Annotated in this window: 16 protein-coding genes and 4 pseudogenes; 9 read left to right on the top strand and 11 right to left on the bottom strand. The window is 71.6% G+C overall.

The annotated features are described in order from the left end of the window. Window positions 1-2: 2 nt before the first annotated feature. Genes FRANEAN1_RS34740 through FRANEAN1_RS34730 form a run of 3 tightly spaced genes read right to left on the bottom strand, consistent with a single transcriptional unit; the run spans window position 3 to window position 3,399 of the window. Window positions 3-1,124: an ATPase AAA gene (locus FRANEAN1_RS34740; protein WP_020464355.1), complete on the bottom strand. Its 1,122-nt coding sequence runs from the start codon at window positions 1,122-1,124 to the stop codon at window positions 3-5. After that, window positions 1,121-2,641, bottom strand: coding sequence for a hypothetical protein (locus tag FRANEAN1_RS34735; RefSeq protein WP_020464354.1), 1,521 nt, complete (start codon window positions 2,639-2,641; stop codon window positions 1,121-1,123). Before FRANEAN1_RS34735 ends, FRANEAN1_RS34740 begins: the two co-directional genes overlap by 4 nt. 59 nt (window positions 2,642-2,700) lie before the next feature. After that, window positions 2,701-3,399: an effector-associated domain EAD1-containing protein gene (locus FRANEAN1_RS34730; RefSeq protein ID WP_049795836.1), complete on the bottom strand. Its 699-nt coding sequence runs from the start codon at window positions 3,397-3,399 to the stop codon at window positions 2,701-2,703. 276 nt (window positions 3,400-3,675) lie between these two features. Between FRANEAN1_RS34730 and FRANEAN1_RS34725 the strand changes: the two are divergent. After that, a pseudogene (locus FRANEAN1_RS34725) lies at window positions 3,676-3,924 on the top strand (DoxX family protein); the annotation flags it as partial. Between the two features lie 39 nt (window positions 3,925-3,963). Here the strand turns inward: FRANEAN1_RS34725 and FRANEAN1_RS34720 are convergent. Then, on the bottom strand, window positions 3,964-4,932 hold the full coding sequence (locus FRANEAN1_RS34720; RefSeq protein ID WP_020464351.1) for a TIGR03619 family F420-dependent LLM class oxidoreductase: 969 nt from the start codon (window positions 4,930-4,932) through the stop codon (window positions 3,964-3,966). 456 nt (window positions 4,933-5,388) lie between these two features. Here FRANEAN1_RS34720 and mdoC point away from each other — a divergent pair, with 456 nt between their 5' ends. Then, the gene (gene mdoC / locus FRANEAN1_RS34715) at window positions 5,389-6,825 is read left to right on the top strand and encodes a glucans biosynthesis protein MdoC (protein ID WP_020464350.1); all 1,437 of its coding nucleotides are present in this window, start codon (window positions 5,389-5,391) and stop codon (window positions 6,823-6,825) included. Window positions 6,826-6,946: 121 nt separating this feature from the next. On the opposite strand, the pseudogene FRANEAN1_RS34710 reads toward mdoC, so the two are convergent. The 4 genes and pseudogenes from FRANEAN1_RS34710 to FRANEAN1_RS34695 form a co-directional block, all read right to left on the bottom strand. Further along, a pseudogene (locus FRANEAN1_RS34710) lies at window positions 6,947-8,035 on the bottom strand (acyltransferase); the annotation flags it as partial. Between the two features lie 305 nt (window positions 8,036-8,340). After that, window positions 8,341-8,694, bottom strand: a pseudogene (locus FRANEAN1_RS34705) (SDR family NAD(P)-dependent oxidoreductase); the annotation flags it as partial. A gap of 188 nt (window positions 8,695-8,882) precedes the next feature. Continuing rightward, a complete protein-coding gene (locus FRANEAN1_RS34700; RefSeq protein WP_020464347.1) occupies window positions 8,883-10,085 on the bottom strand; it encodes a HAMP domain-containing sensor histidine kinase in 1,203 nt (400 codons plus the stop codon). 20 nt (window positions 10,086-10,105) lie between these two features. Beyond that, the gene (locus FRANEAN1_RS34695) at window positions 10,106-10,765 is read right to left on the bottom strand and encodes a response regulator transcription factor (protein WP_020464346.1); all 660 of its coding nucleotides are present in this window, start codon (window positions 10,763-10,765) and stop codon (window positions 10,106-10,108) included. Between the two features lie 145 nt (window positions 10,766-10,910). Here FRANEAN1_RS34695 and FRANEAN1_RS34690 point away from each other — a divergent pair, with 145 nt between their 5' ends. Continuing rightward, the gene (locus tag FRANEAN1_RS34690; protein WP_041255125.1) at window positions 10,911-11,777 is read left to right on the top strand and encodes a hypothetical protein; all 867 of its coding nucleotides are present in this window, start codon (window positions 10,911-10,913) and stop codon (window positions 11,775-11,777) included. A 105-nt stretch (window positions 11,778-11,882) separates the two neighbouring features. On the opposite strand, the gene FRANEAN1_RS34685 is transcribed toward FRANEAN1_RS34690, so the two are convergent. Beyond that, on the bottom strand, window positions 11,883-13,379 hold the full coding sequence (locus FRANEAN1_RS34685) for an MFS transporter (RefSeq protein ID WP_020464344.1): 1,497 nt from the start codon (window positions 13,377-13,379) through the stop codon (window positions 11,883-11,885). Window positions 13,380-13,847: 468 nt separating this feature from the next. Here FRANEAN1_RS34685 and FRANEAN1_RS34680 point away from each other — a divergent pair, with 468 nt between their 5' ends. The 3 genes from FRANEAN1_RS34680 to ppsA all read left to right on the top strand — a co-directional run bounded on the left by FRANEAN1_RS34680 (window position 13,848) and on the right by ppsA (window position 17,434). Continuing rightward, window positions 13,848-14,453, top strand: a complete 606-nt coding sequence (locus tag FRANEAN1_RS34680) for a DoxX family protein (RefSeq protein ID WP_020464343.1) — start codon at window positions 13,848-13,850, stop codon at window positions 14,451-14,453. A 141-nt stretch (window positions 14,454-14,594) separates the two neighbouring features. Further along, entirely contained in the window at window positions 14,595-15,005 is a 411-nt protein-coding gene (locus FRANEAN1_RS34675) for a CBS domain-containing protein (RefSeq protein WP_347176886.1), read from the top strand. Beyond that, window positions 15,002-17,434: a phosphoenolpyruvate synthase gene (ppsA, locus tag FRANEAN1_RS34670; RefSeq protein ID WP_020464341.1), complete on the top strand. Its 2,433-nt coding sequence runs from the start codon at window positions 15,002-15,004 to the stop codon at window positions 17,432-17,434. The genes FRANEAN1_RS34675 and ppsA overlap by 4 nt, the downstream gene beginning before the upstream one ends. Window positions 17,435-17,487: 53 nt before the next feature. Here the strand turns inward: ppsA and FRANEAN1_RS34665 are convergent, their stop codons facing one another. Next, entirely contained in the window at window positions 17,488-18,798 is a 1,311-nt protein-coding gene (locus tag FRANEAN1_RS34665; RefSeq protein ID WP_347176885.1) for an acetyl-CoA hydrolase/transferase C-terminal domain-containing protein, read from the bottom strand. 190 nt (window positions 18,799-18,988) lie between these two features. On the opposite strand from FRANEAN1_RS34665, the gene FRANEAN1_RS42745 reads away from it, so the two are divergent. Genes FRANEAN1_RS42745 through FRANEAN1_RS34650 form a run of 3 tightly spaced genes read left to right on the top strand, consistent with a single transcriptional unit; the run spans window position 18,989 to window position 20,285 of the window. After that, the gene (locus FRANEAN1_RS42745; protein ID WP_041255124.1) at window positions 18,989-19,228 is read left to right on the top strand and encodes a hypothetical protein; all 240 of its coding nucleotides are present in this window, start codon (window positions 18,989-18,991) and stop codon (window positions 19,226-19,228) included. Then, window positions 19,198-19,569: a hypothetical protein gene (locus FRANEAN1_RS40080; RefSeq protein WP_157472906.1), complete on the top strand. Its 372-nt coding sequence runs from the start codon at window positions 19,198-19,200 to the stop codon at window positions 19,567-19,569. The genes FRANEAN1_RS42745 and FRANEAN1_RS40080 overlap by 31 nt, the downstream gene beginning before the upstream one ends. 2 nt (window positions 19,570-19,571) lie before the next feature. Continuing rightward, window positions 19,572-20,285, top strand: a complete 714-nt coding sequence (locus tag FRANEAN1_RS34650) for a hypothetical protein (protein ID WP_020464339.1) — start codon at window positions 19,572-19,574, stop codon at window positions 20,283-20,285. Between the two features lie 130 nt (window positions 20,286-20,415). Here FRANEAN1_RS34650 and FRANEAN1_RS40075 read toward each other — a convergent pair. Further along, window positions 20,416-20,622 (bottom strand): annotated as a pseudogene (locus FRANEAN1_RS40075) (universal stress protein); the annotation flags it as partial. Window positions 20,623-20,643 lie beyond the last annotated feature (21 nt).

The raw sequence follows: 20,643 nt of genomic DNA, 5'->3' as shown, positions 1-20,643 counted from the left end.
CATCAGAACCCGGCATCCGGATCGAGGCGTCGCCAGATCGCGTCCAGGAGTTCGCCGCGGGCCCGATCGTCCGCGGGCAGGGCGCCGACCGCTGTCAGATGCACCGCGTTGAGCAGCTGGTCGGCGGCCAGCAGCGCTCCGGAAGCTCGCCTGGCCACGAAATTCTCAAGGATCTCATGGTGCTCGGCCGAACCCCGGGGGAAGTGCGCCGCGACCAGGGCGGCGAGATTCTCGGCCGACGGGCTGGGTATCTCCATCCGAACGCATCGGCGTAGGAAGGCGGGCGGGAACTCACGCTCTCCGTTACTGGTGATCACGATGATCGGAAAGGCCCGGCACCGCACCACACCGTTGTGGATCTTCGCCGTCCGGCCGCGGTCGGCGGTGTTCACCGCCACCTCGCTCTGTGCCCCGCGGATTCTCGTGAGCTCGGGAATGTCGAACTCGCCGTCCTCGATGATGTTCAGGAGGTCGTTCGGGAGGTCGAAGTCGCTCTTGTCCATCTCGTCGACCAGGAGGACGCGCGGGAGAGGCCGCGGAAGTAGCGCCGTGCCGAGCGGCGCGAGCTGGATGAAGTCACCTACCGGGGGCGCCGCGGATCCCCCGGGCCGGGCGCGGCCGGTGTCCGCCCCGTCCTCCCGGAGCGCGCGCGTGTGGCGACGGATCGGCGGATCGGCGGACCGGACCTGCAGCGTCGCCTGCGCGCGGCCCATCGCGTCGTACTCGTAGAGGCCGGAGCGGAGTGTCGTCCGGCTGGTGACGGGCCATCGCAGCACACGACCGAGCCCGAGCTCGGCGGAGATCATGTAGGCGAGACTCGATTTTCCGGAACCGGGCCCGCCGGTGACGAGGAGTGGGCGCCGGAGATATATCGCCGAATTGATCACCGAGATCTGGTCCGCGGTGAACAGACCAGCCGGGATCACGCCCAGCCGCCGTCGGGTCTCGGCGGCGTCGTCGGGCGGCGCCGGAGTCTCGGGACCGCCGTTGAACTCCCGCCATGGTGGCGCCGGCGGCCAGCGTGTGTGAAGCGCGGCCACGTCCGCCGGTTCCCCCGTGCCGTGGAAAAGCCACCAGCTCTCCGACTGCCGGCCTCGTGCGGTGCCCCCACCGTCGCTGTTCACTGCTGCACCTCTCCTCCGACGGAGAGGGAATCGTCTGGACCCCTCTCCGGCCGCCGGTTCGGGTCATCCCATAAAATAACGAGATTGTGCCCGAGATGATCGCCTTTTGAAACTTCCGAGCGTGCGGCGTCGAGTCGGAGCCGGTGGGTACGCGCTCGGAGATCGGCCGGGCCGCCGAGATCGACGAACTCCTTCACCGCGTCGGAAACCGTCGGGGCCGCGGTGCCGTCACGGTGCCACAGAATCACGGGCAGGCCACAGCGCAGGACGATCTCCAGTTCGGCCGCGGTGGCGCGGGCCGGCGCGGGAGCGCCGCTGAGGACCGCGGCCACCAGGTTCTCGTCGGAGAGAAGGTCGGCATCGAGCCTTTGGATGTAGCCGTCTCCGTCGTCCCTGATCTGCCACGTGCTCGCCGAATCCTGCTTCTCGTGCAGGATACGCCACCGTATGCGCCACGCCCGCCGCCAGTGCGGGTTGTGTACCCGCTCCAGGCTTCGCACCACGACGGGATAGTCGCAACCGAGCTGCTTCGGCAGGACCGAACCGCTTTCCTTCGGCCAGCGTTCGACGGGAAGGTGCATCAGGTCGATGGGGAGGACGAATTCAAGAATTATCTGGTCCTCCCGCTCCGAGAGGAGAGCCTCGGTGTCGGTCACGACTTTTTCGGTGAACATCTCCAGGTCGCCCAACGGGACGGGAAAAAATCGGGCACCTCGTTCGAAAACCGCCGACTCCTCGTCCCATTGTCGCCACCAGGAGACCAGGTGCGTCGACGGGTCCAGGTGGTCCAGCTCAAACTGCAGAATGACATGCACATTCTGCCGTGCCGCGGTGGCGCGGGCACCCCTCCGGAGCCGTGTGTCGTTGAGTTTGCCGGTCAGCCCCAGCTCGTAGGCGCGGCGTTGGTTCCAGTGCTCGACCATGGCGCGCGTCTCGGGTGAGAGCTGGTCGAGAATGCCTTCGAGATAGGAGATGTAGACCGGCAGCCCGTCCGGGCCGGCGTTGCGGCCGGCGAGATGCAGCAGCACCAGCCAGCCGTTGGAGCAGTGCGCCGGCGGGAGCGACAGCCCCGCCTGGGGTGAGAGCCGGCAGGCGGCGACGGCCGCGGCCCGGGTCGTCGCCGTGAGCTCGGATCTGAGCCTGGTCCACAGATCCTCTCCCGCGTCGACGGCTGTGGGTGCGGCATCCCACTCGTCGTGGAGGCAGGTGAGCGGGACGGTGACCGCGGGGCCGAGTCCGAACACACGGGCGACGGCGATGATGGCCCGGATGCCGGCCGGCGTGCCGCAGCATGCCTCGACGAACCCTATGAACCACTGGCGGGAGCTGGGGTACTCGGCAATCGGGATCGCGACGCCGGAATGCCGTTCGACCTGGGAGAGAAGAAGGCGACGGCTGCTGTCGCCGTGTAGTTCGCGACAGCCGTGCAGTATTCCTGCGATACGGTCCTCCAGCTCCGAGCGAATGACCGCGATAGCAGCGGTCGTGGCAGTGTCGAAGGATGCCGATGCTGTCATCGCGTACCCTTAGCGACCGGACGGACGGAAGTTACCCGGTGACCGCCGTTCCGCGTGGTTCACGGGCGTCCGTTGCGCAGGTAACGGTTACCGGGAAAGCGATGGTGCGCCACAGCAAGAACGCGTTGTCGCCCGTCGGTAAGTATTCCGTCGGCGAGTAGGCGACTGACCTCCCGCCAGAACTCCTCCGACGTGAGCCCGTCCGGATTCGGCTGTTTGTCGATCGGCAGGCCGGCATCCGTCAGAACCTGCCGCTGCGCGACGGCCGTGTGGAAGGCGGCGGCTAGCGCGGCGCATTCCTGCCCGGTCAGCGCCTCGTCCTCCCGGCCCGGCGTGAGGTCTCCGCCCGCAGGGGCCTCCGCGCGGTGCGACGGTGCCTGTGCGGGCGAGCCGTGCCCGTTTCCAGCGGTCGGACCCGCGGCGGATCTCGCTGTCTCCCAACAGTCCACCAGGTTCTGTACGGACCGGGCGGTGACGGAAGCCGGCTCCAGGACACAGAGTGCCTGGGCAAGTGCTCGCGGACCCTTGGGGTGTGCACAGCAGGCGTCGACGAAACCTATGAACCACTGCCTGCGGTAGGGGGCGTCCGGTACCTGCAGCTGGACTCCGAGCCGCCTCTCGGTCCTGCTGACCAGCAACCGCCGGCTGGTTTCCGCGGCCAGAGTCGGAGCCAGATCGAGCAGGTCGACGATGCCCTGCTCGATCTCGACGCATGATTGTCCGCACGGGCCGGCGGTGGATCCCGCCCCGTCCGGCACCTGATCTTTTGATCCGTCGGACGCCATAATCGCCCCCGATCGCGTCCCGAACGCCAGAATTCGGAGAATATCAGTAGCGGGACGGCGGGGCGAATCTTCTGCGGTCTTTACCGCAGGCGGCGCGAACGGATGGGTGCTGTCCACTTCTCGGGGCGGAAGACCTGTGGCTGCCGGTGCCGCGCCGCATGCCCGGCGCCGTGATGGTTCGATACACCAGGGACGCTTTCGTAGTCCGTCCGGTCTGGCCCGTGGTTGGTGACCGGCGCGTTCCTGGCCAGCGGGGTGGCCGAGCTGGTCTGCGCGGCCGGGCTGCTCACGAAGGCGCCCTGGGCCGGGCCGGCCAGCGCCGCCCTGCTCGTCGGCGTATGGCCGGGGAACCTGCAGATGGCGCTGGACGCCACCGCCCGGGCTCGCCGTGGCGGCGGCCGGCCCCGTGACCTCGCCCTCGCCGCCGGTGCGTGGGCGCGTATGCCGCTGCAGATCCCGATGATCCGCGCGGCCCTCTCCGCCCGCCGCGCCGGGTGACGTCCGGAACGTCCTTTCACCGCACCGCGGTGTGCGGCCTCAGCGCGCGGCCTCATCCCCAGCCCGGGCGGCCGCCTGCTCGTTCCCGTGCGCGCGTAGCGGGGGGATCACCTCGTCGAGCAGACGGTGGACTATGCGGTCGGGGTCGCCGGTGCCTGGCGCGGGCATGAAGATGAAGTGCCGGGCGCCGGCGTCGACGAAGTCGCGGAGCTTGCTGGTGACCTCCTCCGCCGTCCCGGCCGCCGCCACGCTGTCGACCATGGTCTTGAAGTCCTGGTTGTAGGTGCCGCCCATCGTGCGCGCGGCCTCCTCGCGTGCTCGGTCGCCGTCGGGGTCGACGTTGACGAACACGAACGCGTACCACTCGAATCCGCTCAGATCACGTCCGGCGTCGGCCGCGGCCTGGCGGATGGTCCGCGCCGAGGCCGCGTAGCGGCGGGGCGAGTACAGGTAGGGCATCCAGCCGTCACCGAGCAGCGCGGCGCGGCGCATCGCCGGCTCCTTCCGGCCGGCGACGACGACGGGCGGGCCGCCGGGCTGGGCCGGCGCCGGGTGGATCCGGACGTCCGTCATCGGGTAGAACGGCCCGTCGTGGGAGATCGTCTGGGCTGTCCAGAGCCGCCGGAGCAGGCCGATGGCCTCGTCGGTGCGTCGCCCGCGTTCCCGGACCGGAACCTGGCAGGCGCTGAACTCCTGCGGGTACTCGCCGCCGATGCCCACGCCGAGGACGAGCCGCCCGCCGGTGGCCCGGTCCAGGTCGGCGACCTGCTTGGCCACGATCGCCGGTGCGTACAGCGGCAGGAGCAGGATCGACGTCCCGATGCGTACCCGTTCGGTCACCGCTGACAGGCGGGCCAGGCTCATCATCGCCTCGCCCGACGGGTTCCGGGAGGCGACGTGCCCGCCCGTCCACAGTGAGTCGATCGGCAGGTCCTCCAACACGGCGGCCCGTTTCAGATCGGCCCCGGCGACGAACCCGACCGAGATCACGCCGTCCTGTGCGGCCATCCGAACACCTCCGCGGCTCGCGCCGCCCCCGCCGTGCGCACTGGCGGGAGTCGGCTGGCCGAGCGTGCAGCAGACCGCCCCCCGCAGGCAACCGACCCGAGCGCGCGGCCCGCCGCCCGCGAGCTCGGCACGGTATGAATTTCATGCCGGGAAGCGCGCATGGTGAACCCCTTTTGTTCTCGCGGTCGCAAGGCCCTCCGGCTGTTTCCGGCAGCCCGTTCGTAGGGATTCGGCGGTAGCTCCGTCCCGGCCCTCCGGCTCGATGGTCTGGCGCTGCTCCGCCTTTTACTGATGGTGTCTCATCTCATCCCGGGAACCGCCTGCAAGTGACGCGGCGCGACATTGGTAGACACGTTCCGAAGCGTAGTATTTCGCGAGCCCTTGCGCTTCCTCCCGACGTCATCCGGCGCCGGGAAAGCGTGTATCCGTCGGCCGGAAACGGGAAGGCAGGGACTCGTGGGGCAGCGGGAGGCAGTACCCTCCGCGGGAGCATCCACCGCGGGCGTGCGCTACCACCACCTGGACGCGCTGCGCGGCGTCATCATGCTGATCGGCGTGTTCGTCCACGTGGCCACGCTCGGGGACGACCCCGTCTTCGACGGGATAGCGCGTGCCTCCGGCCTCTTCCGGATGGAGGCCTTCTTCGTCATCTCGGGTTTTCTCTCCGCGATGCTCACCGCGAAATACGGGCCCGGGCTCGCCCTCCGGCGCAGGCTGGCGGCGGTGGGCGTGCCGCTGGTGGCGACGCTCGTGCTGTTCAACCCGCCGACACTGTGGCTGATCTCCCGCTTCCACAACCGTAGCGACATCTCGTTCGCCGACTTCCTGCGAGCCTGCATGGCTCCCGCGTTCGAAGGCCGGCTGAACTGGTACCTGCACCTGTGGTTCCTGCTGGTGCTCCTCGGGTACGCGCTCCTCACCCCCGCGGCGGTGAAGCTGCTGAGCAGGTTCGTCTCCACCCGGTGCTATCAACAGGCCACCGCGGGGCGGCTCCGCGCCATGACGGCGATCACGCTTCTCGTGCTGGGCACGATGGCGGCCGGCAGGATCGGCTGGGGCGAGGCCATCCGGCCCGTCATCGGGTCGGGATTTCATGCGGACCTGGTCCGCCGCACCCTGGAGTTCCTGCCGTTCTTCCTACTCGGTCTCCTGCTGTTTCTGGACAGGGGCCGGCTCGTGCCGTCATTCCAGCGGCCCGCGCCGGTTCTTCTCGCGGTGTCGGGGCTCGTCCTGCTGGCATCGTGGCACGGGTGGGTGGACATGCTCGCGATGGGCACCGGCCGGGTGCTGGCCGAGACGATGTTCGCCATTCCGGTGATCGCGACGATTTTCGCCGCGGCCAGTCGGTGGGGGTCGCGCCCGAGTCCCGCCCTGCGTTATCTGGCGGACGCCTCGTACTCGGTCTACCTGCTGCATTTCTTCTGGATCTACGTGTTCGCGACCCTGCTCGGTTTCGATCCAGGTCTCGGTTCGGCACGGATGATGCTGCTGGTCGTCGCCACCTACGCGGCCACCTTCGCGACCCACCATCTCGTGATTCTCCGGTTCCCGCTCCTCCGGCGAATCTTCAACGGCAGGTTCCCGTCGAAGGCCCGCCCCGGGTCGGAACCGCCCGCGGCCGTGCCGGCGGCTCCGTCCGTGGCGGTGCCGGCGGTTCCGCCGGTTCTCACCTCGACGCGTGGCGGGTGCGCCGCTGGTCGGGCACGGCCGCGGGCCGGGAGCGCCTCAGAGGATCCGAGCCAGGCGGGCGCACCGGCCCAGCCGACACGGGCATCCCCGGCACCGCGCTGTACGTCCGGTGCCCGCCCGGCGCGGCACCCGCGGCGGCGCCCGGCACCGAGCCCATCGGGGACGGTGAGCCCATCGGGGACGCCGAGTCCGCCGGGCGCGTAGGCCGTCCCCCGGGGCGTGCCGCGGGCCGGGAGAGGAACCCTCCCAGCCAGGACGGCGCCGCCGCCGACTTGAGGGCGAGCGCGGGCGATTCGACGAGGTGCCAGCTGGCGACCGCGACCGCCGCGGAGAGGCCGATCGAGGCGACGATGTTGACGGCGACGCTGTCGTCGCCGACGCCGAGCTCGAGCAGGAGGAGCTGCAGCGGCCACGAGTAGACGTAGATGCCGTAGGAGAGGTCCCGCCGGCTCCCGACCCGCATGAGACGACGTCCGGTGCCCGCCCATAGCAGGAAGTAGGCCAGCGGCGCGGGCGCGAGGGGCAGGTAGGCGGCGGGAGCCGCGAGGGCGATGGCGAGCAGGCAGCAGCTCGCGGCGAGCAGCGGCCGGTTCAGCGGGATGCGGTCGGCGTAGAGGAACATCACCGCGCCGACGAGGAACATCGAGGCGAAGCGGAGCGCGTAGGCGTCGGCGAGGCGGTCCGCGCCGGAGACGGTGTCCGCGGCGGCGAGCACCCAGCAGGCGGCGGCCAGGGCGAGGACGGCTGCCCGGCGCCGGCGCAGCAGCCCCATCGCCCCGAGGACCCCGATCATCAGGTAGCACAGCACCTCGAAGAAGAGGGTGTGCAGGGAGCCGTTGAGCGCGCCGCCGCCGTTGAGGTCGCCGATGTTGAACTGGTGCATCCGCAGCAGGGCGTTGGCTGCGACGTAGGTCAGCGCCGAGTCGGCGCCCGTCCAGGGATAGCCGGCCAGGGTGTCCCGTTCGAGTAGCCACAGCAGCGGCCCGAGGATCACCGCGGTCACGGCGAGGCAGACCCAGAAGCCGGGCAGGATCCGCAGCAGGCGGTGCCACAGGAAACGTCCGGTCGAGCGGGCCCGTTGCCGACTCCGAGTGATCAGGAAGCCGCTGAGCAGGAAGAATCCGTCCACGGCGACCTCGCCCGCCTCCGGCCCGCCGGTCAGCTTCCCGAGCGGGTCGTCCTCGTCCCGGACGAACCCCCAGGAGTGCGACACCAGCACGGTCGCCGCCAGGACGAGCCTGAGCGCGTTGAGGTTGTTGTGCCGCGGATCGAACGCCTGGCCCAGGGTCCGCGCGCCGGGCGTCGCCAGCCATCCCCACGGTCCCTGCGGCGCCCAGGGCCATCCGTGCCGCTTCCTGCGGTGGCGCGGGCCTCCGGGACGGCCTGGGGCGCGGGCCGAGCTGGCGTGCGTCACGTCTCGTGTCCTCTCGAGGCTCGGCCCAGCCGCGCCCTGGACGGCGTTCCCGACGCCACCGCATCCAGAGGACTACCCTCCGCGTCCATCTCGGGCAGGCGTCGCATGCGCGGGTGCGGCCATCTCCGTCAGAGGTACGCCTACCCCCGGACCAGCCCCCCACAAAAGGCGCGACTGTCCGATCCGACACAGTCGTCGCTGTTCAGGGCGCCTGAGGCGCCGCTGCCCGAGTTGCCGGAGGCACGGCTGTCCCGGTCGTCTCACCAGGGCAGCGGACGTCCGTCGCGAAAGAAGCCGCCGGACAGGCGTCCGCCGGCACCGCCCATGTCAGTGGCCGTCCAGCCCGGGCACACCGCGTTGACCAGGACGCGATCGCCGCGCAGCTCGCCGGCGAGCAGGCGGGTGAGGGCGTTCAGCGCCGCCTTCGACACGCTGTAGGCGGGTGTTCCGCCGGTCATCTCGCTGACCGAGCCGCCCTCGCTGCTCACGTTGACGACGCGCGGATGTGGGCTGCGCCGCAGCAGGGGCAGCACCGACTGGGTCACCCGCCAGGCACCGAACAGGTTCGTCTCCAGCGCGGCGTGCACGCTGCCGAGGTCGGCGGTCACCGCCCGCGCGCCGCTGTCGTAGAGAATCGCCGCGTTGTTCACCAGGACGTCCGAGCCCCGGACGACGACGACGGGGACGCGGGCATGGTTGACCGTTACCGCCTGTCTTCATCGGTTGCCGGCCCGAAAGTGACCGCCTCGAATCTCGCATCGCGGGCGGAGACGGACATCGGCCGTCCGGCAGGCGGTTTTCGGTTTGTCGGCCAGGTCTCGCCGGGACCATGGGCCCGCGGTCCGGATCACGCACTTTCCCGGGTCGGGAGGAAGACGGCCATCTCCAGGCCGCCTTCGGGCCGGGACACGGCCCGGACCGAGCCGCCGTGGGCGCGGACGATCGAGGCGACAATCGACAGGCCGAGCCCGGCACCGGGCTGGGCGCCGGGCTCGGCCCCCCGCGATCCCCGGCCGGCCTGGCTGAACGGTTCGAAAAGGTCGGCGGCCGAGGACGAAGGCACCGGGGGACCGGTGTTGGCGACCCACAGCACCGGATCCCTGCCGTCGCGCACCCACACCGTCCCGCCGCGTCGGTTGTACTTGATCGCGTTGTCGACCAGGTTGGAGACCATCCGCTCCAGCAGCACCCGGTCGCCCCACACGAGATCGGGCGGCCGAGCGGGACGGTCGCGGCCCGTACGCTCCCACCGCAGGTCCACCCCGGCCTCGGCGGCGACCGCCCGGTGCGTGTCGACGACCGTCTCGACGACCTCGTCAAGGCACACCACCTGGCGGGCCGCGAGGCCACGGTCGCTGCGCGCCAGCACCAGCAGCCCTTCGATGAGTGCCTCGATGCGCACGTTCATCGTCAACAGGCGGGTACCGAGCTCGCGCAACGCCGGTTCGGCCCCGGGCCGGCCCATCGCGACCTCGACGAGGGTGCGCTGAGCGGCCAGCGGGGTGCGCAGCTCGTGCGACGCGTTGGCCACGAACCGGCGCTGGCTGTCGAAGGACGCGGCCAGCCGGTCGAGCATCTCGTCGAACGTGTCGGCGAGCTCGGTCAGCTCGTCGCGTGGCCCGCGCAACCGGATCCGCGCATCAAGATTGTCCGCCCCGAGCCGGCGGGCCGTCGCGACCACCGCCTGCACCGGACGCAACGTCCGGTCGGCCACCACCCACCCCAGCAGCAACGCCAGGATCAGCGTGGCCCCGATCGCCACCCCTGACTGCACCAGCAGGGTGTTCAGCACACCCCCGCGATAGTTGCGGACGGCGCTGACCACGGTCAGCACACCGGTCTCCGGGCCCGAACCGGTCCCGACGGTGCCGGGCAGTCCGGGACCCGACTGCCCGGGCATCGCGATCGTTCCCTCGAAGGCATGTGCGACGGGAGCGGCGGCCGGCGGCAGCGCGGAGCGAACCAGAATGTAGTTGACGGCCAGCAGCACCACGCCACTGAGGAGAAACAGGCCACCGCACATCAGCGCGAGCCGGATCCTGACCGACATCGCGACCGGCCGGGGTCTCCTCAGCCCTTCATGCGGTACCCGACCCCGGCGACCGTCTCGATCAGCGGGGGCGGCCCCAGCTTGCGGCGCAACGTCATCACCGCCATCCGTACGGCGTTGGTGAAGGGGTCGACGTTGGAATCCCAAGCCTTCTCCAAGAGCTCCTCGGCGCTGACCACGGACCCGTCGGCCCGCATGAGGACCTCCAGGACGGCGAACTCCTTGCGGGACAGCGGGACAAAACGGCCGTCCCGCGACACCTGGTGCCTCGGCACGTCCAACTCGACGCCGGCGCGGGTCAGGACCGGCGGCACCGCGGCACGGGCCCGTCGACCCAGTGCCTGAACCCGGGCGACGAGCTCGGCGAACGCGAACGGCTTGGTCAGATAGTCGTCGGCCCCCACCCCGAACCCGTGGACCCGGTCGGCGATGTCCCCGGCGGCGGTCAGCATGATGACCCGGGTGTCGCCGCCGGCGGCCACCACGGCCCGGCACACGTCGTCGCCGTGCACCGCGGGCAGATCCCGGTCGAGCACGATCACGTCGTAGGGATGGAGCGTGGCCAGTTCCAGAGCGCTGGCCCCGTCCCCGCAGGTGTCCACCGCCATGGCCCGCTGGCGGAGGCCCTCGGCGATGGCCTCGGCCAGCATCGCCTCGTCCTCGACCACCAGGATCCGCACGCGACCGCCTCTCCGCTCACGTCGATCATCGGCAGCGGGCCATAAAGAAAGCGTAAGGGGCGACGCTTACGGAACCCGGATCGCCCGTTCACTAGATCTGGTCGTGGCCGGCGAATCCGCGGCGGCCACGATTCGGAGGTGGCACATGAGACGACGATGGTCCGCGCACATTCTGATCGGGACGGCGATCGTGCTGGCTGTCGGCACCAGCGGCACCGCGCTGGCGATGGCCGCCCAGCCCGCTGACCCGACCGAGTCCGGCACGGAGGGCGGCGCTCCCGCACTCCCACCGGACGACGCCTTCACCCGGTGCCTCGTGGCGAACGGGGCCCAGGTGCACACCGACCCACCGGTGGACGGCCGACGATCGGTGCGGGTGACGCTCGACCCGGCCCATCAGTCTCCGGCGCTGGACACCTGCCAGCGGTTCGCACCCGCCCCCGGCACCATCGGCGGCGGCCCGGCCCCGATCCAGCCGTTGTCCGCGGAACAGAACGCGACGGTGACGGAGTGTCTGCGGGCCGAAGGAGTGACCTTCCCCGCTCCCGGGACCACCCAGGTGCTGGGCCTGCCGCCGGCGGACGAGCCGATCCCTCCGGGCTCCGCCCCCGCCGCCCCTGCTCCCGGCGCCGGGAGCGGCAGCGGCAGCGGATCCGGCACCGGCGCGGCACCGGCCCCCGGCTCTGGAGGCGCCCCCGTCCTGGTTCCCGGTCCGGTGGTCAGCGGAGGTCCGGGCGGGTACGGCGGCCTGGTGATCAGCAGTGAAGCGGGTGCCGGTGGCGAAGCGGCACCCGGCGGCCCCGACGTGCTCGGTGACGCACCTGACGTGCCCGGTCTGCCCGGTGACGCACCTGGCGGACCCGGCGCGTCCGGCGACGCGCCTGACGCGAAGGTTCTCGGCGCGCTCGGCCGGTGCGCACAGGCCGCCGGCCTGCCTGGTCTCGCCCTGGAGACGCACTCGGCGGACAGGACCACCACAGTGGTGGCGATGGCGGTCGAGCCCCGCTCGTAGGCAGGACAGCGCTCCCCGGTCGCGTCAGGCGGGCGCGGCAGCCGTCGCCCGCCTGACGCGACCACGACCGGCGCCGGCCCGGCCCGGCGATCCGGTGCCGGCAAGTCACAGCCCGGCGCTGGTGACCTCGGTGGTGTCCGGGACGCCGGGCCGGACGAGCAGCCCACAGAGGACGGCACCCGCGGCGAAGATCGCTGCCGACCAGGCGAAGGCGGTGGTGTAGCTGTGGACGGCGGCACGGGCGAGCAGGTCGGCGCCGGGTGCCCTGCCGCGGGCGTAGTCACTGGCGGCGGTGGCGGCGATGGTGCTGAGCACGGCGATGCCGATGGACCCGCCGATCTGCTGCGCGGTGTTGACGGTCGCCGAGGCCACCCCGGCGTCGTCGGGCTCGACACCCGCCGTGGCGGTGCTCATGGCCGGCGCCATCGCCAGCCCCAGTCCGACTCCGGCGATGACGAGGGCGGGCAGGATGTCGGCCAGGTAGGTGCTGTGGACCTCGAGCGTGGTGAGCCACAGCATGCCGCCCGCGGCGGTGAGCATGCCGAGGCCTATCAGCGGCCGTGGACCGACCCGGGGAAACAGGACACTGGTCGCCACGGTGGCGGTGATCATCACCGCGCCGACGATCGGGAGGAACGCCAGCCCGGTACGGATGGGCGAGAATCCGAGGTTCTGCTGGAGGTAGTAGGTCAGGAAGAGAAAGATCCCGAACACGCCGACGCCGACGACGAAGACCGTCAGGTAGGCGCCGGCGCGATTGCGGTCGAGCAGGACCCGCATCGGGAGCAGGGGATGCGCGACCTTTGTCTCCAGGGCCACGAACAGCGCCAGCAGTGCGGCTCCGGTGAGGAGCAGGGCCCAGGCGCCCGGAGCGGACCAGGAATGGGTCTGCGCGTTGGCGAAGCCGTAGACCAGGCTGAACAGGCCGGCGCAGACAGCAAGAGTACCGGGCAGGTCGAGGGCCGGATGTCCGTCGACGGTCTGGCGGCGAATCAGGCCGGCCGCACCGGCTATCGCCACCGCGGCGAAGACCAGGTTGACGTACAGGCACCAGCGCCAGTCGAGGTATTCGGTGAGGACTCCACCGAGCAGCAGGCCGACCGCACCGCCCGCGCCGGCGATCGCACCGTAGATGCCGAACGCCCGGGCGCGTTCCCGCGTTTCGGTGAAGGTCGTCGACAACAGGGACAGGCCGGCGGGCGCCAGCAGCGCGCCGAACATGCCCTGGCTGGCACGGGCGGCGACCAGCATGCCGAAATTGACGGCCGCCCCGCCGACGGCGGAGGCCGCGGCGAAGCCGGCCAACCCGGCCAGCAGCGCCATCCTGCGGCCGAACAGGTCGGCGATGCGCCCGCCGAGCAGCAGCAGACTGCCGAACGCCAGCGCGTAGGCGGTTATGACCCACTGCCTCGCACCGTCAGAGAAACCCAGGTCGCGCTGGGCCGAGGGCATCGCGATGTTGACGATCGTCGTGTCGAGGATGACCATCAGCTGCGCGACCCCGAGAACAGCGAGGATCCACCAGCGTCGAGGATGATCAGGGTTGATCCCGTCGGTGGCCGCGGGCTCCTGGTGTGTTGTGCGGGAGTCGGTGAAGGTCATGGCGACCGCCCTGTCCATGTGTCGTGCCTGTTCGGAACCCTGCTGACTCTCGGGGTGAGATGGGCCGGGACCTGGCTGGGCCCCGGTGTGGGAATGGGCCGGTCGACGATGCTGTCCGGCCTGCCGGAAACAACGTGTGTCATGACAGCCCTTCTGACCCACTCGCCGGAAAGGTGTTTACCGGCGCATCACCGACCATGTCTCATGTTTCTCCGTCAGCAAGATCTGCTCATGCCACGTAGGTCCCGGCCCGGGGGTACGGATGGTCCTATGCGGGTGGGCCGAACGGTCACGTACCGCGGAGGTGGCGGGCACGCAGGAGGATGCCTCCGTGGCTATCCCTTCCGGGCAGCGGGACAGCCCGTGCCGGCGGGCTCCCGCCTGTGCCCGGCGGTCCCGTCCGGACTGGGACCATCCGCCCATAGGTGGCGGGATGTAGCTCACTCGGACGGAAGTCCGGTCCCCGACATGCTGGTGGTCATCCCGATCGAGGAGGACACGATGCCTGTCACCACCGGTACGAAGGCCACTGCCGCGGTCCGCTCGCCCCTGGCCGACCTCAACCGCCGCCATCACCCGGGACGCCACAGCCTCGCCGTCGACGTCCTGCTCGCGGTCACCCGGGTCGGCCTCGGCTGGATCTTCCTGTGGGCGTTCCTCGACAAGCTGTTCGGCCTGGGCCACGAGACCCCCTCAGCCCAGTCCTGGGTCAACGGCGGCAGCCCCACCGAGGGCTTCCTGGCCCACGCGGCCACCGGACCGTTCGCCGGGATCTACCACGACATCGCCGGCGCGGCCTGGGCTGACTGGCTGTTCATGATCGGCCTGGCCGGTATCGGCGCGGCTCTCGTCCTCGGTGTCGGGATGCGCGCCGCCGCCGTCGCGGGTGCCACCCTGCTCGTCCTCATGTGGACCGCGGTTCTTCCCCCGGAAAACAACCCCTTCATGGACGACCACCTCGTCTACGCCCTAGTCCTCGGCCTTCTCGCCGCCTTCGGCGCTGGTCGTTCCTTCGGCCTCGGCGGCTGGTGGGAGCGCACGGCTCTCACCCGTGGCCGGCCCTACCTGATCTGAAGTACTTCGTCCCGTGGCGAGATGGACCCGAGGTGGTCCCGAAAATGCGGCCGCCGGATGGGCCGAAAGCGGATCCATCCGGCATCGCCGGGCGGGCTGATTCTTTCTGGAAGGGCGGCGGTTATGCGTGCCGGAGAACTGATGACGCGCAAGCTCAGCATCGTGACACCCGACGTGCCGGTGAAGGACGTCGCGCGGCTGCTCGCACTGCGGGGGGTCGGCGCCGCACCGGTGGTGTCGCCTCAGGGTGAGCTGGTCGGCATTGTGACGGAGGCGGATTTCATCGCGCTGGAGGCTCGGCCTGACTCGAGGCTGCACGCCCGCCCGGACCGGCTGGTCGCCGAGGACGTCCGCGGTGCGGTGGAGGCGGCCGGGGTGCGCGGTTCGCCGCGGATCGAGGTGCTGCACGGGCGGGTCCGGATCTCGGACGTCGACACCTCGGATCTCGTGCTGCTGCGGCGGCTCGTGCGCGACGTCCCCGGGGTGCTGGGCCTGGAGATCGCACAACCGGTCGGCGTGGCCGGCGCGAGGGGCGAGGAGGTCGACCAGTGAGCGAGCGTCGGTGGATCGCGTGGTTCAAGGAGATCGGCGCGGACGACGTCGACCAGGCCGGGGGCAAGGGCGCGAACCTCGGAGAGCTGACCCGCGCCGGGCTGCCCGTGCCACCGGGATTCGTGATCACGGTGTCCGCGTACCTGGACGTCGTCGACGCGGCCTGGATGCGCTCGGAGATCGCCGCCCGCGCCTCGGACATCGACCCTGACGACCATGCGCAGCTCGAACAGGTCGCCGGGGAGTTACGGGCGCACATAGTCGCGGCGCCCGTCCCGGAGTCGTTGGGCCGCGCGATCTCGGAGGCATACCGGGAACTGGGCGGTGGCTCGGTGGCAGTGCGGTCGTCGGCGACGGCCGAGGACGCGGCCGGGACGTCCTTCGCGGGCATGAACAGCACGTTCACCAACGTCTCCGGCGAGACGGAACTCCTCGCGCGGGTTCGCGAGTGCTGGGCCTCGCTGTATGGGCCGCGAGCCGTCGCCTACCGGGCCAGCCGCCACATGGTGGCCGAACCGGAGACCGCGGTCGTGGTCCAGCGGATGGTCGACGCGGAGCGGTCGGGCGTGATGTTCTCGGTCGACCCGATCACCGGTGACAGGTCCCGCATCGTGATCGAAGCGGCCTTCGGGCTCGGCGAGGTCGTCGTCGGCGGCGAGGTCATCCCGGACACCTACGTCGTGGACAAGGACGGCCCGCGGCTGGTCGACGTCCGGACCGGCGCGCAGACCCATCAGATCATCCGTGGCGCAGACGGCCACGACCTGCTCGTGGACCTGCTTCCGACGGAGGGACGCCACCGGATTCTCACCGAGGACGAGGTACTGGACCTGGCGCGGCTGGCTCTGCGCGTCGAGGCGCACTACGGCGAGCCGCAGGACGTCGAATGGGCGATCGAGGGACACCGGACACATCTCGTGCAGTCCCGCCCCGTCACGACCGGCGGGGCGGCACCGGTCACGACCGCACCCCGGCCCACGAGAATCGAGTCGTCCGAGAGGACCGGCCCGTCCGAGAGGACCGGCAGGAGCGAGCCCTCCGACACTGTGCTGCTCACCGGCCTCGGGGGCGCGCCGGGGCGGGCGGCCGGCCGGGTCCGCGTCCTCACCTCACCCGGCGAGGGCGCGGCGTTCGCGACCGGGGAGGTCCTGGTCGCCGCGATGACCTCCCCGGACTGGGTGCCCGTCATCCGCCGCGCCGCCGCGGTGGTCACCGACAGCGGCGGGGTGACCTGCCATGCCGCGATCGTCGCCCGCGAGCTGGGCGTGCCCTGCGTGGTCGGGACGAGCAGCGCGACATCCACGCTGCGCACCGGCGACACGGTCGTCGTCGACGGCAGCCGCGGGGTGGTCGAGAAGGACGCGGACATGTGGGAGACCCCGCGGGCACTGGCCAGTCCGGGGCGAGCCATGGTGAAGGCCATCCCGTCACCCGCGGTCGCGATCGAGGTCGCGCCCGTCGTCCCGGCGGGCCAGGCGCCGAACCCGGTGGTTCCGGTGGCTGTCGAGCCGACCGCCACCAGGCTCTATGTGAATCTTGCCGTCGCCGACCACGTGGAGCAGGTCGCGGCACTGCCTGTCGCGGGCGTGGGCCTGCTGCGGGCGGAGCTCCTCCTGGTCGACGCGCTTGGTGGGACGCATCCCCGCCATCTGCTGGAGCAGGGCGGCCGTGCGGAGTTCGTGGAACGGATGGCCGCCTCCGTCGAGCGGATCACCCGCGCGTTCGCGCCCCGGCCGGTGATCTACCGGGCGACGGACTTCCGCACCAACGAGTTCCGCGGGCTTACCGGTGGCGACCGTTTCGAACCGGTCGAGGCGAACCCGATGATCGGCTACCGGGGCTGCTTCCGCTACGTCCGTGATCCCGCCGTGTTCGACGCCGAGCTGGAGGTGCTGGCCGTCGTGCGGGAACGCACGCCGAACCTGCACCTGATGATTCCGTTCGTGCGGACCGGCTGGGAGCTCGAGGCCTGCCTGAAGGCGGTGGACGCCAGTCCGCTCGGTGACCATCGGGACATGCTCCGCTGGGTGATGGCCGAGGTGCCCTCGGCCGCCTACTGGATCCCCGCCTACGCCCGGCTCGGGATCGACGGGGTCTCCATCGGCTCCAACGACCTGACCCAGCTCGTGCTCGGTGTCGACCGGGACTCCGAGACCTGCGCCGAGCTGTTCGACGAGGCGGACCCGGCGGTGCTCGACACCATCGCCCGCATCATCACGGCATGCCGGGAGAACGGTCTCACCTCGTCGCTGTGCGGGCAGGCCCCCTCGACCAGGCCCGACTACGCCGAGCGGCTCGTCGAGCTCGGCATCACCTCGGTCTCGGTCGATCCAGACGCGGTGGGTGCCGCGGCGTGGTCGATCGCCGCCGCGGAGCGCCGCATCCTCCTCGACGCGGCCCGGACCGGGATGGCGTCAGGGCGGGGCTGACCTCGGAGGCCAGCGGTGATCGCGGGCCCGGGGAAGCGATGCGAGCGGGGGGATCAGGCCGGCAGCTCCGATCCTTCCGCCCGCCCGGCATCCCTTCCGTCCGTGTGCCCTTCCGCCCCGGCTTCCCGCAGGCCGGGGCGAGCCGCCGGGTGCGCGACGTGCTCGATGAGGTCGCGGGCCTGCTGCTCCTGCCCTCTGCCCCACAGCTGCGCGGTGCCGTGCTCGCTGATGACATGGCTGTGCTGGAAACTTGTGGTCGGCTCGGCCAGCGCCCGGACGACCGTCGACCGGCCGGTCTTGCTGTGCCAGCTGGGCAGGGCGATGATCGCTCGTCCGCCGGTGGCGTGCAGTGCTCCGGTGACGAAGTCGGGCTGCCCGCCGAAGCCCGACCACACGCGCCCGCGTACGAACGAGGCGTTGGCCTGGGCGTGCAGGTCGATCTGCAGCGCGGTGTTGATCGACGTCATCCCGGGCTGGCGGGCGATGGTCCCGGGGTCGTTGACGGTCTCGGTGCGCAGCAGCCGGACCCGGGAGTTGCGGTCGAGCCAGGCGTACAGCTCGCCTGAGCCGAACACGAAGCTGGTGACCAGCTCAGCGTCCGCGGCCAGGGCACCCGAGCGGTCGAGTGCCAGCACGCCGTCGGAGAACGTCTCCGTCCACACCCGCAGGCGTCGTCCCCCGGTGAGCGCCGCGAGAGTGGCGTCGGGGACGGCGCCGATGCCGAGCTGCAGGGTCGCGCCGTCGGCCACCAGCGCGGCGACCCGGGCGCCGATCTCGTGGTGGATGTCGCTCGTCTGCCTGAAAGCGGGGCTGGCCAGCGGTACGTCGACCTCCAGGGCGAGGTCCACCTCGTCGCAGGAGAGCTCGCCGTCACCGAAGGTGTAGGGCATCCGGGAGTTGGTCTGGGCGATGACCAGACCACCGGAGCTCCGGACGGCTTCGACGGCGGCCGGCAGGATGTTGACCTCGGTGCCCATCGACACCTTCCCGTCAACTGGCCGGCTGGTGTGCAGGATGACGGCGTCGGGGCGGTGCGCGCCGGTGAACAGCCGGGGGACCATGCTCAGCCGGCAGGGCAGGTACTCCAGCGCGCGGTGTTCCCGCATCCCGGGGCCGACGAACGGCGTCACCGGCGTTACACCGGGCCGTTCGGGGACGCCGTGCTGGGCGTTGAGGACGAAGAGACGGTACGCGGACAGCGCGCGGTCGAGCGCGCCCACCGCGACGGTCGGAGTGGCGAAGTTGCCCGCCGCGACGATCAGTGGCGGCCGGTCCGGCCGCTCCGGCCCGTTCGGCCGGTCCGGTCGGTCCGCCAGCCGAGCGGCGAGCAGGTCCACGAGCACTGGCTCACTCACGATCCGCATGTCCGCATCGTCCCGGGTGCCCCGAGCGGCCCGGCCGGCGGGTCGGCCGGCCGCGGCGGTCCAGGGACGTCCGTTCCCCGCCACGAGTCCTTGGTCATGTCCGGTGCGGGACGGAAAGGCCAGATCTGCTGGGTGTGAAGGGGAAAACGTGTTGTATACGGATCTCCGGAGGTCGGTGGGGAGGGCTGAGATGACCGAGATCGTCGTCGGTGTGGATGCTTCGGCCACGTCGGTGTCCGCCCTGCGCTGGGCGCTGACGGAGGCCCGCCTGCGCCGCATCGGGGTGCGGGCGGTCCTGGCCTGGACCGGAGGTGGCCTTCCGGTGGCCCTCGGTCCCGTGAGGGCGCCGTCCGGACCGGGTGCACCACCCCCGGGGGCGCGGCCACGGAGCCGCTTCCCGTGGCAGTACGGCGCTCACCCGTCGACCTGACGGCGGTGGCGGTCGTCGGTGAGATCGCCGTCGGTGCCGTGGCCGTCGCGTGGCAGCTGGCGCGCCGGCAGCCGGCGCCGCACGCCAACGTCCAGATGGGTCCCGGTGGCTGGGTCAGCCTGCGGGGCGGTCGGGTCCGGCTGACCGGCCACGGCCGCCGGGCCGGGCACCGCGGGCGGGATCACCGCTGGTCGCATCTCGGCGTCGGCGTCGGCGTCGGCGTCGGCGTCGGCGCCGCGCCGCGCCGCGCCGCGCCGCGCCGACGTCACACCTGCCGGCGCCACCGGATGGCCGGTCAGGCCCGCCGGCTGTCCTGGCGGTCGCAGACCGGGAGGTCGTAGCCATGAACCGACTGACGCAGAGCCCGCCGGCACGACGCGGGGCGGGCCGTCGACGGGTCGGGACACTGGCGCTGGCGGCCGGTGTGCTGGCGCTCGGGCTGGCGGGCTGCGGCGGAGCGGACGACGGGGGCACCGCCGGGCGCACCGCCTCGGCACCACCGGTGACCACGACCGCCGGCACGCCGTCGGCGAGCGTCGCAGCCAGGCCCACCGGGTCGCCCCGCGGCGGCCCGGCGTCGGCGACGCCGTCCCACCTGTCCACGACCCCGGGCGAACCCGCGTGGTCGAGTGAGCCGCGCCGCGTCGAGCATGCGCTGCCCGGCACGGCGACGGTCGTCGCGGTGCGCGGCGCGCACAACGTCGCCGGCGGGCTGGAGTTCGACCGGCTGGTGATCGAGTTCCGGGATCGCGTTCCCGGCTATGACGTGCGGTACGTGGCCGATGTGCGATCGCCGGGAGAGGGCGCGGTGGTCCCGCTGCGCGGACAGGCGTTCCTCGAACTGGTGCTGTTCCCGGCGGCGGCCCACGACGACGCCGGGACGTCGACGCTGACCACCCCGCGGACCGGTGGTGGGCTGCCCGCGCTCGTCCAGTACCGGCTGACCGGTGACTACGAGGGCTATGTCCACTTCGGCCTCGGCGTCGACGACAGGGTCGGCTTCCGGGTGCTCGAACTGTCGGATCCGGCGCGTCTGGTGGTTGACCTCGCGGCCTGAGCGCCGCGTCCCCGGCCGCCCCACGGCTGGCGGGGTGGCCGCGCAGCCGGGCCGCGTGGCCGTTCAGCCGCGGGTCGGGCATCGGCACCCGCTCGATCGTCCGGTCGAGCATCTCGGCGGCGGCCGCCGCGAGGCCCTTGTGCTCGGCGGTGGTCGCCGCCCGGTAGACCGGTCGCGGCCGGCCGTCGGCCGTCCATCCCAGCAGCGCGGTGATGGGCCGGTGCTCGATCCGGGCCGTCTCCACGGCCCAGCGGAACGCGGCCTCCGATCCCGCGGAGCCGTCGATTCCAACGAGGATCGTCCGGGTGCTTTCGGTGCTCACGGTGGCCTCCTGCATCTGTCGACCGTCCGATCGGGT

The sequence above is a fragment of the Parafrankia sp. EAN1pec genome (assembly GCF_000018005.1).
Taxonomy (GTDB): Bacteria; Actinomycetota; Actinomycetes; order Frankiales; family Frankiaceae; genus Parafrankia; species Parafrankia soli.
The sequence above is the reverse complement of the archived record's forward strand: the minus strand, read 5'-3'. Positions and strand labels throughout refer to the sequence as shown.

What these genes read in the sequence shown, in the direction of transcription:
- FRANEAN1_RS34735 (WP_020464354.1), bottom strand. Translation starts at nt 2,641, where the DNA reads ATGACAGCATCGGCATCCTTCGACACTGCCACGACCGCTGCTATCGCG.
- FRANEAN1_RS34720 (WP_020464351.1), bottom strand. Translation starts at nt 4,932, where the DNA reads ATGGCCGCACAGGACGGCGTGATCTCGGTCGGGTTCGTCGCCGGGGCC.
- FRANEAN1_RS34700 (WP_020464347.1), bottom strand. Translation starts at nt 10,085, where the DNA reads ATGTCGGTCAGGATCCGGCTCGCGCTGATGTGCGGTGGCCTGTTTCTC.
- FRANEAN1_RS34690 (WP_041255125.1), top strand. Translation starts at nt 10,911, where the DNA reads ATGAGACGACGATGGTCCGCGCACATTCTGATCGGGACGGCGATCGTG.
- FRANEAN1_RS34685 (WP_020464344.1), bottom strand. Translation starts at nt 13,379, where the DNA reads ATGACCTTCACCGACTCCCGCACAACACACCAGGAGCCCGCGGCCACC.
- FRANEAN1_RS34680 (WP_020464343.1), top strand. Translation starts at nt 13,848, where the DNA reads ATGCTGGTGGTCATCCCGATCGAGGAGGACACGATGCCTGTCACCACC.
- FRANEAN1_RS34675 (WP_347176886.1), top strand. Translation starts at nt 14,595, where the DNA reads ATGACGCGCAAGCTCAGCATCGTGACACCCGACGTGCCGGTGAAGGAC.
- FRANEAN1_RS34665 (WP_347176885.1), bottom strand. Translation starts at nt 18,798, where the DNA reads ATGCGGATCGTGAGTGAGCCAGTGCTCGTGGACCTGCTCGCCGCTCGG.
- FRANEAN1_RS42745 (WP_041255124.1), top strand. Translation starts at nt 18,989, where the DNA reads ATGACCGAGATCGTCGTCGGTGTGGATGCTTCGGCCACGTCGGTGTCC.
- FRANEAN1_RS34650 (WP_020464339.1), top strand. Translation starts at nt 19,572, where the DNA reads ATGAACCGACTGACGCAGAGCCCGCCGGCACGACGCGGGGCGGGCCGT.